Source organism: Rhodoferax ferrireducens (assembly GCF_049302455.1).
Lineage (GTDB): Bacteria > Pseudomonadota > Gammaproteobacteria > Burkholderiales > Burkholderiaceae_C > Rhodoferax > Rhodoferax ferrireducens_B.
The window spans coordinates 25,747-43,057 of the sequence record NZ_JBAQMD010000065.1; the positions used below are offsets into that span (position 1 = coordinate 25,747).

At 61.5% G+C, this 17,311-nt stretch carries 14 protein-coding genes and 1 pseudogene; 5 read left to right on the top strand and 10 right to left on the bottom strand.

What is annotated here, in order from left to right; all coding sequences use genetic code 11:
* The first annotated feature begins 17 nt into the window (after positions 1-17).
* A complete protein-coding gene (locus tag WA157_RS11395; protein WP_422621068.1) occupies positions 18-656 on the top strand; it encodes a response regulator in 639 nt (212 codons plus the stop codon).
* Here the strand turns inward: WA157_RS11395 and WA157_RS11400 are convergent.
* Genes WA157_RS11400 through WA157_RS11415 form a run of 4 tightly spaced genes read right to left on the bottom strand, consistent with a single transcriptional unit; the run spans position 629 to position 5,513 of the window.
* Positions 629-2,587 carry an ATP-binding protein gene (locus WA157_RS11400; protein WP_422621069.1) on the bottom strand — a complete coding sequence of 653 codons (1,959 nt, stop codon included), beginning with the start codon at positions 2,585-2,587 and terminating at the stop codon, positions 629-631. The two genes, WA157_RS11395 and WA157_RS11400, sit on opposite strands and share 28 nt — an antisense overlap.
* Complete coding sequence (locus WA157_RS11405; protein WP_422621070.1) at positions 2,584-3,510, bottom strand: ABC transporter substrate-binding protein; 927 nt, start codon at positions 3,508-3,510, stop codon at positions 2,584-2,586. The genes WA157_RS11400 and WA157_RS11405 overlap by 4 nt, the downstream gene beginning before the upstream one ends.
* Positions 3,511-3,520: 10 nt before the next feature.
* Entirely contained in the window at positions 3,521-4,168 is a 648-nt protein-coding gene (locus WA157_RS11410; RefSeq protein ID WP_422621071.1) for a hypothetical protein, read from the bottom strand.
* Positions 4,155-5,513: a TonB-dependent receptor plug domain-containing protein gene (locus tag WA157_RS11415; protein ID WP_422621072.1), complete on the bottom strand. Its 1,359-nt coding sequence runs from the start codon at positions 5,511-5,513 to the stop codon at positions 4,155-4,157. The genes WA157_RS11410 and WA157_RS11415 overlap by 14 nt, the downstream gene beginning before the upstream one ends.
* A 127-nt stretch (positions 5,514-5,640) precedes the next feature.
* Here WA157_RS11415 and WA157_RS11420 point away from each other — a divergent pair, with 127 nt between their 5' ends.
* Positions 5,641-6,285: a hypothetical protein gene (locus tag WA157_RS11420; protein ID WP_422621073.1), complete on the top strand. Its 645-nt coding sequence runs from the start codon at positions 5,641-5,643 to the stop codon at positions 6,283-6,285.
* 255 nt (positions 6,286-6,540) lie between these two features.
* Here the strand turns inward: WA157_RS11420 and WA157_RS11425 are convergent, their stop codons facing one another.
* Together WA157_RS11425 and dinG are read right to left on the bottom strand one after the other, a co-directional pair.
* Complete coding sequence (locus WA157_RS11425) at positions 6,541-6,846, bottom strand: hypothetical protein (RefSeq protein WP_422621074.1); 306 nt, start codon at positions 6,844-6,846, stop codon at positions 6,541-6,543.
* 98 nt (positions 6,847-6,944) lie between these two features.
* Positions 6,945-9,095, bottom strand: coding sequence for an ATP-dependent DNA helicase DinG (dinG, locus tag WA157_RS11430; protein WP_422621075.1), 2,151 nt, complete (start codon positions 9,093-9,095; stop codon positions 6,945-6,947).
* Between the two features lie 20 nt (positions 9,096-9,115).
* Between dinG and WA157_RS11435 the strand changes: the two genes are divergently transcribed.
* The 3 genes from WA157_RS11435 to WA157_RS11445 all read left to right on the top strand — a co-directional run bounded on the left by WA157_RS11435 (position 9,116) and on the right by WA157_RS11445 (position 12,274).
* Positions 9,116-9,265: a hypothetical protein gene (locus tag WA157_RS11435; RefSeq protein WP_422621076.1), complete on the top strand. Its 150-nt coding sequence runs from the start codon at positions 9,116-9,118 to the stop codon at positions 9,263-9,265.
* A 168-nt stretch (positions 9,266-9,433) separates the two neighbouring features.
* Positions 9,434-10,951: an exopolyphosphatase gene (locus tag WA157_RS11440; protein WP_422621077.1), complete on the top strand. Its 1,518-nt coding sequence runs from the start codon at positions 9,434-9,436 to the stop codon at positions 10,949-10,951.
* 174 nt (positions 10,952-11,125) lie between these two features.
* The gene (locus WA157_RS11445) at positions 11,126-12,274 is read left to right on the top strand and encodes an ABC transporter substrate-binding protein (protein WP_422621078.1); all 1,149 of its coding nucleotides are present in this window, start codon (positions 11,126-11,128) and stop codon (positions 12,272-12,274) included.
* Between the two features lie 6 nt (positions 12,275-12,280).
* Here WA157_RS11445 and WA157_RS11450 read toward each other — a convergent pair whose 3' ends face one another.
* From WA157_RS11450 to WA157_RS11465, 4 genes and pseudogenes are all read right to left on the bottom strand, one after another.
* Entirely contained in the window at positions 12,281-14,077 is a 1,797-nt protein-coding gene (locus tag WA157_RS11450; protein ID WP_422621081.1) for an EAL domain-containing protein, read from the bottom strand.
* 161 nt (positions 14,078-14,238) lie between these two features.
* Positions 14,239-15,822, bottom strand: coding sequence for a methyl-accepting chemotaxis protein (locus tag WA157_RS11455; protein ID WP_422621079.1), 1,584 nt, complete (start codon positions 15,820-15,822; stop codon positions 14,239-14,241).
* 14 nt (positions 15,823-15,836) lie between these two features.
* The gene (locus WA157_RS11460; RefSeq protein ID WP_422621080.1) at positions 15,837-16,685 is read right to left on the bottom strand and encodes a GNAT family N-acetyltransferase; all 849 of its coding nucleotides are present in this window, start codon (positions 16,683-16,685) and stop codon (positions 15,837-15,839) included.
* A 271-nt stretch (positions 16,686-16,956) separates the two neighbouring features.
* Positions 16,957-17,311 (bottom strand): annotated as a pseudogene (locus WA157_RS11465) (patatin-like phospholipase family protein); the annotation flags it as partial.

Below are 17,311 nucleotides of genomic sequence, written 5' to 3' on the forward strand. Positions count from 1 at the left end.
CATACTCAAACTAAAAAATGAATAACCTGAAAATTCTCGTTGTCGATGACCATGCCCTGGTGCGCGAAGGCTTGCGCCAGGTTCTCCAGGGGCTGAACGAACCGGTCGAGGTACTGGAGGCGCCTCACTGCGAGCATGCTTTTGAGCTGGCCGCCCTGCATCCTGAGCTTGATCTGGTGCTGATGGACTACGACCTGCCCGGCATGAACGGCCTGGAAGCACTCAAGGTGCTGGGCCAGGCGCATCCCGAGCTCCCCATCCTCATGCTCTCGGGCATGGCCAATCCGCAGATGGTGCGCAAGGCGCTGGCCAGCGGTGCGGCCGGTTTTCTATCCAAAAACGCCCATAGCGCCGACTTGCTGACTGCCGTGCGCCTGGTGCTGGCGGGTGAGGTTTATGTGCCCATGGACCTGCTCACGCCGGGCGCCACCCCGGGCAAGTCAGCGCCCCAAGTCACACTGCGCCAGACCGAGGTCCTGGCCCTGCTGATGGACGGCCGCTCCAACAAGGAAATCAGTGAAGCGCTGGCGCTGACCGACGACACCACCAAAAACCATGTAACCGCCCTGCTGCGCGCTTTTGACGTCAAAAGCCGCACCCAACTGGTGCTGGCCGCCAGCCGCCAGGGCTACACCGCATTCCCACCGTCAGCCTGAGCCGACCGGGTCAAACGCCGCAGCAAGCTGCGCAGCTTGGCCGGGCGCACCGGTTTTTGCAGCAGGGTGAGCGATGCCGCCGCGGCCGCCTGCATCAGAGTGGCGTCAGTGTCACCGCTGATCAGGCAGGCCGGTATCGGCTGGCCGGCAGCAGCACGCAGTTGGTGAATGACCTCAATACCGTTTTCGCCATCACGCAAACGGTAGTCGGCCACGATCACCTCGGGCGCAACGCCGCTTTTGAGCAGCGCCAACGCCATGGCCAAGCCCTCTGCCACCGCCACCTCGACCCGCCACGAGACCAACAAGCTCATCAGCGCCTCCCGCACCAGCTGATCGTCCTCAATCACCAGCACCCGCAGGCCGGCGATGTCTTCGAAGTTGCGCGGCCGCAGCGGACTGCGCCGCTCCAGGGCGACGCCCGGCGGCGCCAGTGGCACGCACAGGCTAAAGCGCGTGCCGCAGCCCAGACTGGAGCGCATTTGCAAGGGGTAGCCGAGCAGTCGCGCACTGTGCTCAACAATGCTGAGCCCCAGCCCCTGGCCCTTGTTGCGGTCACGCTCGCTGTTGCCGATTTGGTAAAACTCCTTGAATACCGCCGACTGATGCTCCGGCGCGATGCCAATACCGGTGTCCCACACCTCAATGCGGACGTGCTGGCCGTCAGCGCCTGATCGACACGCCAGCAATACGCCCCCAGTGTGCGTGTAGCGCAAGGCATTGCTCAGCAGATTGAGCAGAACACGGTGCAGCAGGGCTGAGTCGCTCAGCACCCAAACCTGCGTCGGGCGCACGCGCAAACGCAAACCCTTTTGCTGGGCGGTCAACGCCAGACTGGCCCGCAATTGCTCAAACAGATCAGCCAGCGGGAAGGGGCGCAACTGCACCTGCACCGCCTGCGCCTCCAGCCTTGAAACATCGAGCAAGCCATCGAGCAGTTCCTGCAGCGCCTGCACCGACGCCTCCAGGTTGCCAATCAAATGCGTCGTCGGCGCATCGTGCGGCAACTGTGCCAGTCGCGCGACAAATAGGCCCAGCGCGTGCATCGGTTGGCGCAAGTCATGACTGGCCGCTGCCAGAAAGCGCGACTTGGCCCGCGTGGCGGTCTCGGCCTCTTCTTTTTTCTCGCGCAAGGCCTGCGTCGCCGTGGCAATACGCTGCTCCAGCTCATCCCGGCCGGACTCCAGCCGCTGCGCCATCACGTTGAGGCCTTGCTGTACCTCACGCAAGGGGTCACCCGGCAACACCTCGGCGCGCGCCGACAGTTCGCCAGCGCCGATGCGTTCAATCAGTCGGGAGACCCGCGCAATGGGCCGAATCACCCCACGGCCCAAGCGCGCCGCCAGCAAGGCGCCGAACAACAGGCCGCCCAGGGTGATGGCAATGCCCGTCCACAGGATCTGGCGCGCTCTCTGGTTCAGCGACTCGCGTGAAAACTCGATCAACACGTGCCCTAGCAGGAGCGGCGCCGGCATGGCTTGACCGGCGCCGCCGGCGGTGTCGAACTGCGCGTCAAACAGGTCGTCCAGGGGAACCTGAGTGGCCGCAACCGGCTGCAGCAACAAGTCCAGATCGGCGCCGGGCTCAAACTGTTCACGCTCCTGCCGATCCAACAGCGGCTGTGTCCGATAGCTGGGCTTGCCTGCGTGCGCCAGCATCTGGCCCTGCGCGTTCACAATGGCGACCGAGCGCACGTCAGCCTCGCGCAATGCACCGGCCAAGGTTCGCAACTGGCTGACGTTGTCTGAAAACAGGCCATATTCACTGGCAGTGGCGAGTTGGCGGGCCAGGGACCCGGCGCGCTGGCGGTGCGCCGCATTGATGTCATCGAAGCGGGTGAACAGAAACACCGCCGCCAGCAAGACGGCAATCAAGGCCACCGGCAACACCGCGGCCAACAACATCCGGTGGCGGATACCGCCCAGTTTCATGGTGCTGCCTCCCGCTGGCGCAACAGTGTGCGCAAAGCAACGGCGTCGAGCCTCAATCCGAGCGAACGGGCCACATGCTCATTGACGTCAACGCTGAAGTCCTGCGAATACAGCGGCGTGGCCGACAAGGCCTTGCCCTGCAAGACGCCACCGGCAATGAGGGCCGCTTGCTGACCGATTTGCTCGGGCGTGACATGCAGGGCCAGCAGGGCGCCGGCCCGCACATAGGCGGGTGAAAAAGCCACCAGAGGCACGCCCGCCCGGAACGAAGTCAGCAAGATATTTTGAATGCTGCTGCTGTTGAAGACCTGCGGGTCGGCCAGCGCCAACAACACATCGGCGCCTTCCAGCGCGGCCTTGAGGCCCGGAAAAAGAAATTCACCCTGCCCGACGTCCGCCTCCCGCAGGCTCAAGCCGCGGGCCTGGGCGAGCGCTCTCAAAGTGGGAGCCTGCGTTTTCGACTCGGGCCCCCACAGCACGCCAATGCGGCGCGCCTCGGGCAAGGCCAGCTGAATCAGCCCCAGTTGCCGGCTCAGGGGCTGATCCAGATAGAGCGCCGAAAACTGGCTCGATGCCTTGCGCCCACTGCTGCGCAAGACCCGCTCAAAACTGCTGCGCAGCAGCAGCGCGCACAGCACCGGCGCCTTCAATGGCGCCAGTGCATTGGCGGCTTGGGCACCCAGTGCCACAAACAGCTTGGGAGTCAACACACCGGCACCAGCCAACTCGGCGACTGTGAGCTGCAGCATGTCATGGCGCGACCAGCCTGTGCGCTCAAGTTCGCGCACCAGGGCCTCAGCCGCCTGCGCATAAGCCGGGCTGCGCTCACTGCTGACGATCACGACCGTGACGGCCTGCACCGCTGGTGCCGCCAGGCACCCGAGCCAGAACGTCAGCAACAGTAAACGCAGGCGCGCCAGCATGGGACCGGACTCAGTTTTCCAACTGGAGGGTTACAAAGGCGCGACGCTCGAAAGAGAATGTTTTGCGATAGTCCTGATACGGCGACCCAAGGTTCTGCACGACCAGTGCCAGCTCGCCGCGCTTGGAGCCAAAACGCAACGGCAAGCCCAATCGCAGATCAGTCCGGGTTATCGCCTGCTTGCTGTCAATGCCGCCGCCCTGCGGGGTCACCGTGCCACTGTCCTGATGCAGCAGGCTCAGGTCCAGACCACCCGGCAATTTCTGGAAAAATGTGAGCGAACTTGCCAGCTTGGGCGCTGCCAAGGCAGAGCCGCCGAGCTCGGCGGAGCCAATATCCGTATAAGCCTGGTTAAAGATGAGCTGTGCCCCCTGCCAGGGTCGCCATTTCAACTGGTATTCGATCCCCTTGATCGCGAAATCTTCGTCATTGATGAAGTCCCAGGGGTAGGACGGATAAACAGTGGGTCCGGCCGGCAAGGCATATTGCTGACGTCGGACAAAACCGCCAATCTGCTCATGAAAAACACGCACATCCAGACTGGCCGCCAACTTTGGAAATTCACCAAGGTAGCCGATCTCGCGCGCCAGTATGCTTTCTGGCTGAATGTTCCCGCGAGAAACGGAGACGGCTTGCAGCACAACGCTATTCAAGCGCATAGCGAATGTCGCCGGAATTCTCAAAAGTACTCGGTGGCCGAAATGCCCTGGAGACACCGGCCCGCAGTGTTTGACCCCCAGCGACGTGCCAATTGAGCATCAGCCGGGGCGCAACACTATCGCCGTTGATGCTGCTCTTTTCAGCCATGGCGCCCGCATTGAGAATCAGGGCCTGGCTCAGCCGCCATTCGGCATTGCCAAACAAGCGGGTGAAATCAGTGACCAGAGCGGCATCCGTGTTGTAGAGCGGCCTGGAGCTCACCTGCTCGTGCCTGAATTCACCGCCCCAAACCAAACGCACATTGGCGCTGTAGCGCAAGGTGTGCTGAAGCGACACCGTGTCGCTGCTTGAACGGCCACCAAAATCGAAGCTGAGTCCCGGAACAGGCACGTAGGGAAAATTATCCCGGTAGGTTTCTTCGCCATGCGAGGCACTGAATGCAATGTCTTGATCCTGACCAAGATTTCTCCGCCAATCAAGCTGCAGGTAGCCCGAACCGAGAGAAGACTCGCGTGGCGCATTGTCGACATAGCCAAACAAACCTTTTCCGGCATCGATCGCCAGACTGCCTGCGCGCAGCTGGATTTCATCGCGCGCATTGACGCTCAGATCGGCTCGAAAATTAACGCGGCTGACCAGGTTGTGGCCATTCGAACCTGCCAGACCATCATCGCCGCGGCGGTCCACCGTCAAACGGTAACTGGCATCGCCCCTGCCCCAGCCAATGCGCGCCTGGGCATCGCGAACCCCGTTTTCCCCAGCACTCAGTCCGGCCTGCAAACCCAGCGTGTCGGCCGTGTGGCGTGTGATGATGTTGATAACCCCGAGCATGGCGCGCGCGCCATAGGCCGCCGAGTTGGAACCGCGCAGTACCTCGATGCGCTCGATATCGGCCAAAGCCACCGTCTCCAGGCCGCTCCCGGTGCCGCCGAAAAAGTAAGGCGAATAAACCGAACGACCATCGACCAGCACTTGCATTCGTACCGAGTAGGCGTCAAAACCCCCGTGGTAGCTGGCCAATGGCGCGCCGGTTTCAAAAGCCGTGCTGGTCTGGAACCCTGGCACCAGGCGCAGCAGGTCAGCCACGTCGCGCGCGCCAGAGAGCCGGATCATGTCACGGTCGATGATGGTCACGGCACCCGGCGTCTCGTCCAGGCGCTGCGGCAGCCTCGATACCGACAACACAAGCGGCATCTCGGTCAGAAAATCGGCCTCGGACAGCACCGTGGCGTTCGCGGCGCTGACGCTGACGCTGACGGGCTCGGGTGTCTGCGCGATGGCCAGTCCGACGCTGCCAAGCTGGCAGATCAGGGCACCCCATAAACGCAGGGTCGGCGCTAACATATTGTTTCTCATCATTACATTCTGCCTTGTCCGCCAGCCGTGCTCCCAAGCTGAGGCTTAGGCAAAGCGGCGCAACAGCTGTCATGACGGGCCCCAACAGGCAATAGCGGTCACATAATGACGCACCATGTCCAAATCTGCACGCTCCAGACTTGATGTCACCGACGTCGCCGCAACTGACGCCCCAAGCGGACTGCGCCACAAAGTGGGCGACGCCATTCTGGGCTTGGTGTTGCGCGTGCCCACCTCCGGCGAAAGAGAAATCGAGCAGCCCGAGAAGCGCGCCCGCGCATTGGGCCGCGCCGCCGCCCGCCAGGCCGGTGTGATGGCCGGGTCGCTGGCACTGCCGCCGGGCTTTCTGGGCTGGCTGACGGTGCTACCGGAACTGGTGGGGGTGTGGAAGCTGCAGGCGCAACTGGTGTCAGACATCGCGGCGGTCTATGGCAAACACGCCACGCTGGGCCGGGAGCAAATGATTTACTGCCTGTTCAAGCACGTCTCGGCGCAGCTGTTTCGCGATGTGGTGGTGCGCGTGGGCGAGCGCTATGTGGTTCAAACCGCGTCGCTGGGGTTTATCCAGTCGGCCGCGCGGCTGCTGGGCGTCAAGGTAACGCAACGCATCATTGGCAAGAGTGCAAGCCGCTTTGTGCCCTTGCTTGGCGCAGTCGGCGTCAGCGCCTACGCCTACTTTGACACGCAACAAGTGGCCAAGACGACGATCGACTTGTTTTCGAAAGACATCGTCATCGATGCCGAAACGCCGTCGCGCTGACTTCTTATAGACAAAACAGGGCTCTAGCCCCCGTTCTATATGGGTGATGCGCTCTGATTTTTGTAGTGGCTTCTTGCGAAGTGGCTGCAACAGACCACGAAGCCATTCAATCAGTTAAAGGCCAACGTGCCATTGCGCGGCAATTTCCCACCTAAATAGACGCGGCCACATGAAGCTCCCCTTTTTCGCCCGGCGGGGCGAGAAAGGGGGTGGGGGTATGAGTGGGGGCAAGAACGCCAAAAAATCCCAAGCCCTTCAAGAATCCGGCCGCTTGTCTTCCCTGACTTCCTTGATTTCCTTGACCTCCGCGTCAATCACATTGGAGTCGTCGCGCCCGGGCGCAGCATCCCGCCCCGGCTGCCGATAAAAGTGCTGCCACATCGCTTGCCGATTGACCTGAAACGTCCAGGGACGCACCGGCTGACCGGTCAGCTTGGCCCACAACGCGCGCAGCAGCCACAGCACCAACACCAGCAAGGCGGCAACCAGCAGACTGGCCATGAAGATCAAACCTGCCAGTAGCAGCACCACCCGCACAACAAAACCAAAAATCGTATTCATCATCGCTTTCAATTCAAAACACCTGACCTCAACTTTTACCTCTGCCCTGACCTCAACTGCGGTCGCGGGCTCCAAATGCAAGGCAAGGGCTCCTTAAGCTACATCGCCCGCAGCACACCCGCCGAGCGGCGCAGCACCGCGTAGGCGGGCAAACCCTGCAGCATGCGCCGCCCAAACGCCATGGTGAGCAGGCGCCGGTCATAACAGATGACGGTCGCCACATCTTCTTCGGTGCGAATCGCCCGCCCCGTCCACTGCAGCAGCCGGATGCCGGTGGCAGGCACCACCAGTTCGGAAAACGGGTCGCGCCCGACACTTTTGAGCCACTCGGAGCGCGCTTCTTCCACCGGGTCCGACGGTGGGCTGAAGGGCAATTTGGCAATCAACACGGTTTCGCACAGCCGCCCGGGCAAGTCCAGACCTTCGCCAAACGACTGCAGGCCAAAAATGACGGAAGGCCGCCCCGCCTCCACCCGCGCCTGATGCGTGGCCAACAGCCGGGTGCGCGCCATCTGCCCCTGCACCAGCACCACGTCCTGCAGCGTGGGGCTCAGGGCGTCGACCGCCGCTTTCATCTGCACGCGCGAGGTGAACAGGGCCAGCGCGCCATGTTCGATTTGGCTCAAGTCGAGCAGCAACTCCGCCACCAGCTCGCGCGTGTAGGCCTCGACGTTCTTCGGGTCAGCCACGGTCTCGACCACGATCAAGCGGCCTTGGGCGGCGTAATTGAAAGGGCTGGCGACCTCCAGCGTTGACACCGTCGTGTCGTTGTCGAGCCCGGCTTCTTGCAGAAAAAAATCAAAACTACCGCAACTCGTCAGCGTCGCCGAGGTGATGACAGCGCCGCGCACCTGACGCCAAAGGCTTTGCTGCAACAGCTCGCCCGGCACGATCGGGCAGGCGTGGGCGCTCATGAAGACCAGGCCCGAGCCGGTGTCGGACTTGAGCCACTTGGCCAGCGGTTGCGGGTCATGCGCCAGCAGCATGGCGCTGGTGGCCAGCACGCTGCCCAGCTTGGGCGCCATCGGACCGAGCTTGGCGTACAGCAGGGAGCTGCTCAAGGCCAGCGCCGGGTCTTCCTTGGCGCGCCGTTTCAACTCGGCGCCCAGGGCTTCGAGCACGCCGGACAAGCCCCTGGCGTGGCCCTGAATCAGCGCCATGGGTTCTTGCAGCACGGCCGGCAACACGCCGTTTCTAAAGCGCTGGGTGCCATCAAAACCGCTGCCGCCGGTCCGCAACAAATCCATGGCGATGCGGCTGACATCAAGCAAGGCGGTCTTGAGCTGCTGCGCCAGGGTGTTGACATCCTGATCAGGCGTGCGATTGATCTTCGCGCTCACCTCCAGCAAGATTTTGGGCAGTTTGTCGAGCCAGCGCAGGCTTGATAGGTCCATGCTGCTGGAAAACTGGTCCAGCGCGACGGCTGGGAGGTGGTGCCCTTCGTCAAACACCACCAGGCATTTTTCCAGCTCGGGCAGCGCATTCATGCCGAGCGAGGCCAGCACCAGGTCATGGTTGGCAACGATGACATTCGCTTCGGCCAGTTGCGTGCGCGCCTGGTAGTAGCTGCAGTCGCGAAAACGCGGACAATGCCGCGCGGTGCAGCTGTGGCGCTCCGCCGCCACCGCCGACCAGTCGCGCGCATCGGGCTGCTCGGCGAGCTTGTCGCGGTCGCCGTCCCATTTGCCCTGGCTCAAGGCAGTGGCCAGCGCGTCATAGAGTTTCATGCGGCGCTCTTCAGGATCGACACCCTGCAGCTGGGCGGCAAACGCTGCGCGCGGCGGCGGCGTGTCTTCATCCACGCCAAACAGCTCGTCGTTCAGCTCATCGCCGCCCGGACCGGCCAGGCGCTCCAGCTTGAACTTGCACACGTAGCGGCCACGCCCCTTGGCCAGCGCAAAGACGAAAGGGGTCTCCAGCACCGCCGCCAGCGCGGGCAAGTCCTTGGTCATCAGTTGCTCTTGCAGCGCCACCGTGGCGGTTGAAATGACGACCCGGGTCTTGCGCGCCAGCGCCAGCGCCACGGTCGTAGCTAGGTAAGCCGCCGACTTGCCCACGCCAGTACCGGCCTGAATGACCGCAATAGACTTGTTGGGCTCGGCATGCTCGCCCAGCGTCACGCCTGACAAGGCACTGGCAATCTGCTGCGCCATGTCACGCTGGCCGGGGCGGGAGCGAAAACCCGCCGTGGCGTCCACCATCTGGTCAAAAGCGGCCAGCGACAGGCCCGCCAGATCGTCGGTACTCAAGCGAATGACTCCTGATTGGGTTGTTTGGATTGATTTTGCACAGCGGCTATTACACCGCCTTCATGACCCCGGCCGCCCGGCACCCGGTCAAAAAGGGCTTTGTGCCGCCACGCTGGCGCCAGCAGCGCCGGATGGCCCGGTCGGTTCGCGGCCATACCCACACGGCGTAAATGGGCAGAAACGAAGGCTGCTTGAGCGCCGATAAATATATGCAAAATCAAGCTGTAGCCCCCGAAAAATAAGCGTGTATTGCTACTATAAATATAGCAAATGACAAGCATCGCCGGGCCATCCAACCCGAATGCTATGCTGCACGCCCAAACACAGGAAGATTACCGATGCAAGAAGGAACGCGCCTGGCGGCTGTCGATTTGGGCTCCAACAGCTTTCGCCTTGAAATTGGACGGATTGAACACGGTCAGTTCTTCCGCACAGAATACTTGAAGGAAACCGTGCGCCAGGGCAACGGCCTGGATCCTGACCGAAATTTGACGCCTGAGGCGATGCAGCGTGGCTGGGATTGCCTGGCACGTTTCGGCGAACGGCTGGCTGGCTTTGGTGCGGCCGAGGTACGCGCCGTGGCGACACAAACCTTGCGCGAAGCGCGTAACCGGGTCGAGTTTTTGAAGCCCGCCAACAAGCTGCTGGGGTTCCAGATTGACGTCATCTCGGGCCGGGAAGAAGCCCGTCTGATCTACCAGGGCGTGGCCCAGGCGCTGCCGCACGGCGACGAGCGCCGTCTGGTGGTTGACATTGGCGGGCGCTCGACCGAGCTGATTCTGGGTCAGGGCCTGGAGCCCAGCCAGATGGAGTCGTACCGGGTTGGCAGCGTTGCCTGGTCGAGCCGCTATTTTGCCGACAACCAATTCACCAAACGCGCCTTTGAAATGGCGGAAATTGCGGCCAAAGCGGTGCTGGACGAGGCGCTCAACACCTACCGGCGTGACGCCTGGGACGTGGCTTATGGCTCGGCGGGTACCGTGAACGCGGTTGCTGATGCGTTGGCCGCGGCGGGTTGGCCGACAGGCTACGTGAGCCGCGAAGGACTGGACTGGCTGCAAGACAAGTTGCTCAGCGCCCAAAGCGCCGATCGTCTTCGGCTGATGGGCGTGCGGGAGGACCGGCGCGCCATCATCGGTGGGGGTTTGAGCGTTTTGCGGGCGGTTTTCGACTTGCTGGAAATCGATCAAATGCAGCAGACCACGGGCGGCCTGCGGCACGGACTGTTATTTGACTTGATGGGCGCCACGCAAGACCAGTCGGATGTGCGCGAGCGCTCGGTGCAACGGCTGGCGACCAAATTTGGCACCAACACGGCGCATGGCCTGCGCGTTGGCAAAGTCGCCAGCCACTTGCTGGCGCAGCTTCAAGGCAGCGCTTTGAAGCCGCAAAGCCTGCCCGAGGACCCACTCGCTGAACGCATGCTGCGCAAGCTCGAATGGGCGGCCCGATTGCATGACATTGGCAGCCACATTTCCCACAGCGACTACCACAAACACGGTGCCTACATTCTGGACAATGCCGATGCCATGGGTTTTACCTTGCCCGAACTGCACAAGCTCAGCCTGCTGGTCTTGGGGCACCGGGGCAAGCTGCGAAAACTTGATGTGGACTTTGAAGACGAGCTGTTTGTCCAACAACTGCTGTGTTTGCGCCTGGCGGTTATTTTGTGCCACGCCCGTCGCGACCCCGACCTGGACGGTTTGACACTGACGCGGGCGGGCCATGCCAACAGCTTCAGCCTAGACTGGCGGGCCGGCTGGGCCCAGGCTTTTCCCCAGTCGGCGCACCTGTTGCGCGAGGAAGTGCTGGCGTGGCAAAAGACGCCCTGGTCATTGAGCCTCAGCAAGGGCTGAAGTCGGGGGGTTCGCGCACAGAGCGAAATTAATGCCATAGTCACCTGCCTGTCACAGGACAAAACTATCCTCGGTCTTTCATTGACCGGGAGCGTCTTTCATGTTGAACCGTCGAGCTTTGGGTTTTGCCCCTGTTGCCGCTGCATTGGCCGGGTGCGCTAGCGCTCAAAAGAAATGAGGGTGTATCCGTCCAAATGGACCCGGCGCGGCGTCTTGCGCGGCGCAGTGAGTCTGGTTGCTTGCACGGCAGCGCCAGCTTGGGCGCAGTCAGGAAAATCTGCAGGCGCCCCGCGTATTTTGGTGGTGGCCCAGGTCGTGGACAACACACCAGGTCAGTTGGACGTGTCCAGGGACTTTCTGATTGGGTCCCGCGCTGCCTGGCAAGAGGTCAACAAAACAGGGGGCGTCAATGGACGCTCTATCCAGCATTTGGTCCTGGAGGTCGACGGCAGTTCCACCAGCCTGCGGGCAGCCCTTGAGACGATCAAGAAAACTGCCAATTGCGTGGTGCTTTCTGGTACAGCGGGTGACCGTGCCGCCAGCCAGCTCGTGGCATTGTTGAAACAAGATCAGCACGACATGGCACACGTTGCACCCTGGCTGCAGAATTCTGATCTGGATGGGGACAATCGCACGTTTCCCATTTTTGCATCGCGTCAGGATCAAATCGCGCAAGCCATTAAATCGCTGTCCTTGATGGGCGTACCTGAGATGGGTGCCGTCTACGCGTCTGAGCACGAGTACTCTCTGTACCGCGACGATGTCGAGCGGGCGAGTGCTGCCTTGAAAATCAAGCTCATGTCTTTCAAACCAGGTGCTGGTCTGGCACAAATCGGAAAAAGCCTGAACGCCGACACGCCCCGGATTCTTTTGTTTATGGGCGGCACACCGGAGCTCATGCAGTTTACCCAGAGCATTGACAAGCAGGCTCGGCAACGCTATCTGGTTGCGCTGGCTGATGTGAACCTGCAAACCCTGATGCAAATGGGTGCATCGCGCCATACACCCATCATGGCCACGCAGGTTGTCCCCATGGTCAACTCCCCGTCGCCCATCGTGAAGTCCTACCGTCAGACGCTGGCTCGACTTTTTGATGAGCCGCCAACACCGCAAAGCTTGGCCGGCTACATCGCAGCACGCTACACAAGTGCAGTATTAAGCACCGTGGAAGGCGTCGTGACGCGCCAGACAGCATTACAGGCATTCCAACAACGTCATACGGTTGATTTGAGCGGGTTTCGTGTCAGCTTCAACGCGCAGGGACGCGGCGGGTCTTACGTTACGCAAAGCATGCTTACCCCGGACGGTCGGCTTGTGGGTTGATGATTCTCAGCGAGTGCTGAAGTCGAGGGTATCGCGCACCAGCAGTCCCACGTTATGGGTCTTGGCGTCATGCTTGGCCCGCGCAGCCTCCGACGCGACCTGCTCGGCATTGGCATATTCATCACGCGCGACTTTGACGGCACCGATCGAGATGGTGGTCAAAGGGAAAAACCGGGGCACGCCGAAGCGATCTTCAGCTTCAATACCGCCCGCCGCGCGCGCCGACGGGTCAAACAGCTCCACCGCGCGCTTGGCAAATTCAGCGATGAATCGCTCGCATTGCACCCGCCAGTCATCACTCTGATACAAGATGATGAAGTCATCGCCACCGACATGCCCGACAAAATCACGCCGTGGATCACAATGCGCCTGGGCGAGCCGGGCCACCAGACGAATCATTTCGTCGCCGCGCCAATAACCATATTGGTCGTTAAAGGGTTTGAAATTATTCAAGTCGGCGTAGCAGGCAACAAAATCGACGCCACTGTTCAAGAGCCGCTCGATATGTTGACTGATCGGGATATTGCCCGGCAAGAAAGTCAGTGGATTGGCGTGGCGGGCCGCTTCAATGCGTGTCTCCGTGACTGAGCGAACCAGCTGATCGCCGGTGCCCAAGCCAGCATAGCGGCCGTTGTCCGTCACGATAAATCCATCCGCGAGGTAACGTTGGTCGTCCGACGTGAGGATGCCGATCAACTCGTCAACATTGTGGTCGCGCTCAATCAAGCGGGGCTCCAAATTGGCATGAACCAGGCACGGCTTGCGGCCCCATACCTCACGGTAATACAGCCTGCTGTATTCGTTCATGAAGCGTGAACGGTTAATGATCCCCACCGGGCGGGTGCCATCAACAACTGCCGCGGCATGCAGCCTGGTATGCGTCATAAACAGCGACGCCAATTCATCGTTGGTCGCATCCAAGCCGACCGCGGGCGCCTCCAGCACCAACAGGCGTTTTAAAGAGCCCGCGTTGGACGCCCGCCGCAACTCAGGGAACACGGCGACCCGACGGTCCTGCATCACGGCCATTGCCGGTTCTTCAATCTGCTCGCGCGGCAGTGCGGCCGGGCGCCCAAGAAGATAACCTTGTCCATAAGAAATGCCGAGATCGCGCAGAACGCGCAAGTCGTCCTCGGTCTCAATGCCTTCGGCGACCAAGGCGGTATCAAAGATGGCGGCAATTTGTTGCAAAGCCTGAATCGTCTTGACTTTGTCGGCGTGCAGGCTGAGGTCCTTGGTAAAGTATTTGTCGATCTTCACAATCTCGGGCTTGAGTTGCGACCACAGGCGCAGACTTGAGCGACCATCGCCAAAATCGTCCAGTGCGATGGAGACGCCGATCGCACGCAGGTCGCCCACGACGCTGGCGAAATAATCCATGTCGGTCACCCGCTCATACTCGGTGATCTCCAGCACCAAGCGGCGTGGCAACACACCCAAGCCGCTGACCATCTCGATCAGGGCATCACGCCCGCATTGTTTCAAGACCTGTACCAGCACCTGCGCGCTGATATTGACAAACAGTCGCCCGTTTTGAAGCAGCGCGCCCCACTGATCCAGTGCGGCAATGACACACAGGGTTTCAAACTCGAAGTTCAGCCTCTCATGTGCCGCTGCTGCCAACAACATATCGGGCGTATGCAATGAGGTGCCTTGTGGCCCGCGAATCAGGGCCTCATGGGAATAAATGGCACCACCCTCCAGCGACACAATGGGCTGATAGACCGGGTACAGCCCGGTGCCGCGCATCAGGTCAGCCAGCGGCCCGCAACCGCGCCGCACGGCATAGGAGCGCGTCACCATCAGCATCGACCTGGCACTGCCGATCGGCCTGTCGCGCGCGTCAGTTGAATTAAAGTTAATGGCAGGCCGCGCTGTTGCTGCGCCCGGTTGAACCGTGTTCAATAGCATTGCTTTCTTTCAAAAAACAGGAATGGTTTCAGAGTGGCAAGCTGCCGGCACCCTCATCGAAGGGCAGGGGCAAGCGCCGGCAATCGAAACTGCCCGGCCATATCCCGCAAATCGCGAGCCTGCGCCTGCAAGCTTTGGGCAGCGGCCGCCGACTGCTCGACGACGGCCGCGTTTTGCTGGGTCATTTGATCGAGACGACTCAGAGCGGTATTGATGCTCGCCATGCTGGCGCTTTGCTCACGGGTGCCGGTGCTGATGTCGCCAATCACCTGCACCACCCGCGCCACGGCATCATCGATGGCGCTCATGGTGTCACGCGCCTGGCGTACATTGAGCGTACCCAGTTTTGCCTTGTCCACCGAGACGCCGATCAAGGACCTGATTTCCCGCGCTGCCACGGCGCTACGGTTGGCCAGCGCGCGAACCTCGGCGGCCACCACCGCAAAGCCGCGCCCGTGCTCACCGGCGCGAGCAGCCTCAACGGCGGCATTGAGCGCCAGGATATTGGTCTGGAAAGCGATGCCGTCGATGACTGCCGTGATCTGCGCAATCTGGTGCGACGACTGGCTGATGTCGCTCATGGTCTGCATCACTTCGGTCATGGCCTTGCGGCCGGCTGTTGCCTCCACAGCTGCCGATCTGGCCAGCGCTTCGCCGCGCGAGGCTGCCGCCAGGGACTGATGCAGGGTCGCCGCGATCTGCTCCACCGCAGCGGCGGTCTGCTGCAGAAAGGAGGCGGCCAGTTCGGTTCGGCTGGAGAAGTCAAGATTACCAGTTGCAATCTGCGTGGCGCCCTCGGCCACACCGTGACTGGCGCCCTGAACTTCAGACACCAAGGTGTGCAGAGACGACTGCATTCGGCTCAGTGCGGCCAGCAGGCGGCCGCCTTCATCGCGATCATGTCCGTCGATGGGGTCACTCAGGTCCAGCGCCGCCACCCGGTCAGCGGCATCCACCGCCTGATGGATAGGCCGGGTGATGGCCCGCACAAGCCACGCCGACAGCAGGCCGCCCAGCAACAGGGCACCACAGCCAAAGAGAACCAAACCCCATTGCGCTGACCGGCTCAAACCAGCTATTTCAACGACAGAAGCATCGATCCTGGCCTGCCGGGAATCCCGCAGCCGGGCAACGGCTTCCAGCAAGGCCTGCGCAGTCGGGGAAAAACGCTTGGCATACACCTGTTCAATGTTGGCCGTCACACCGCCATCGCGGGCGAGCGTCAATTCTTGCCGCGCCCGCAAAAATTCGCGATTGGACCGCAACATGTGCCCAAGCATCAATTGATCATCGGGACTGCTCAGCCGAGAGCCCAATTGACGCAGCAACTCCTCCACCACGGTGGAAGTCTGGTTGATCTCCGGGGTCAACACATCACCGACCTGCGGTTCCGAACTCAGGGCGAGTGCCTTGGAGCGCGCCACATTGAGCGCGAGATGCCGATACAAATCCACCGCCAGACGCTCGGTTGCCATGGCGTCATCGACCATGCGGCTGGTCTGGTTGGCGACCCGTTGCAAAGACCAGACCCCCAGCGCCGAGCCCAACAGGGCGACCGCCAGAACCAGCGACAGCACGACCCGTATTTGCCGCGAAAATGACCACGCGCCATTGAATTTTGAAAGTGCTGTGCTCATGGTCATGGCTCGCATCACGCGCCCAGAAAATGCTTGCGGTAGCGCGGCGGCAAGTCGTTGATGCGCATCAGCATGGGGAGGTCGGCCGTGTTGAAATCCGGGTCCCAGGCAGGCGCCCCCAGAATCTTGGCGCCCAGTCGCAAATAGCCCTTGATCAAGGCCGGCGGCTCGACGCTCAGGCTGTGGTCCAGCCGATCCACGGGCAGCGCCAGGCGCGGATGCACCTGGTGTTCGATCGGTGCCAGATGCGTTGCCTTGAGTTGATGCCAGATGCTGGCGGCCACATCACCGCTAACGATGCCGTTATGCAGCATCGGAATGCTGGCGCAGCCAATCATGGTATCGAGCTTGTTGCGCACCATGAACTCGGCCAGCGCGCCCCACAAGGCCATGATCACGCCGCCGTGACGATAGTCCGGATGCACGCAGCTGCGCCCCAGCTCCACCATGCGTTCACGCAGGCTGCGCAGGCGGGTGAGGTCAAACTCAAGGTCGCTGTAGGTGCTGCCGACGCGCCTGGCCTGGGCCGGCGTGAGCAGGCGGTAGGTTCCCACCACCTCCAGGGTCAATTCGTCGCGCACCAGCAGATGCTCGCAATAGTTGTCAAACAAATCCACATCGTGGCCGGGTACGGTCGTATCCAGGCGGGCCCCCATTTCCCGGGCGAAAACCGCAAACCTCAAGCGCTGCGCTTGCCGCACTTCATCCGCGTGTTGGGCCCATGAAACCACGAGGCCGGCGCGTTCAACAGGCGCGACTGATCGTGGATTCGATACAACCAGAGGCGCATGAGGCCGGTGAAACAGGCTCCGGGGCAAAGATAGCGGCGACAAAGGAAAGGTGGGGCTGGGTAGCTCTCTCATGACTTGCTCCTTTAAAGAATGGGACAAACCCGAATTGCATCGTGGTGAACCTGATGTTGGCGATCTAGCGTGACAACACGATGGCAACTTCATGGCAGTTGCGTGACAGGATTGACGCTCGCAGTTGCGCCTGCCGGCACGCCGAGAAGGCGCAGGAATACCGCAAACCAGGCAGACTGACTCCACCATGGGCACGGCCGTGACAATTCAATCCATGGTGTTTGGCAACAGTGGCAGCCCCGCTGGCGCCAGATGCCTGCGCATCACGACATCAGAAAAACCATTTCTTCATGTCAACGGTTGATCGTCGTCCGATGCCATCGGCACTCTCCGAGAGCCAGGCAGTGGCGCGCTCACGCCCCTGACCGCACAGCAGCTCGAGAAACGGCGCGTGCGCCAGCAGCTTGGTTTCGGTGCGCTGCAGACTGACCAGCTCACTGGTGTCAATCATGTGAAACCGCATCTTCTGCAAGCGTCGCTCCAGCCTGCCCCAGGTCACAAATGTCGGGCTGGAAAATTCAGCCGCATGAACGAACATCCGCATCTCGCGCATGAAGTTGGCACTGAACGCCAGTTCGGCGATGCGCGACTCGATCTCATCCACCGTGTTCGGTGTGCCTTCGCGT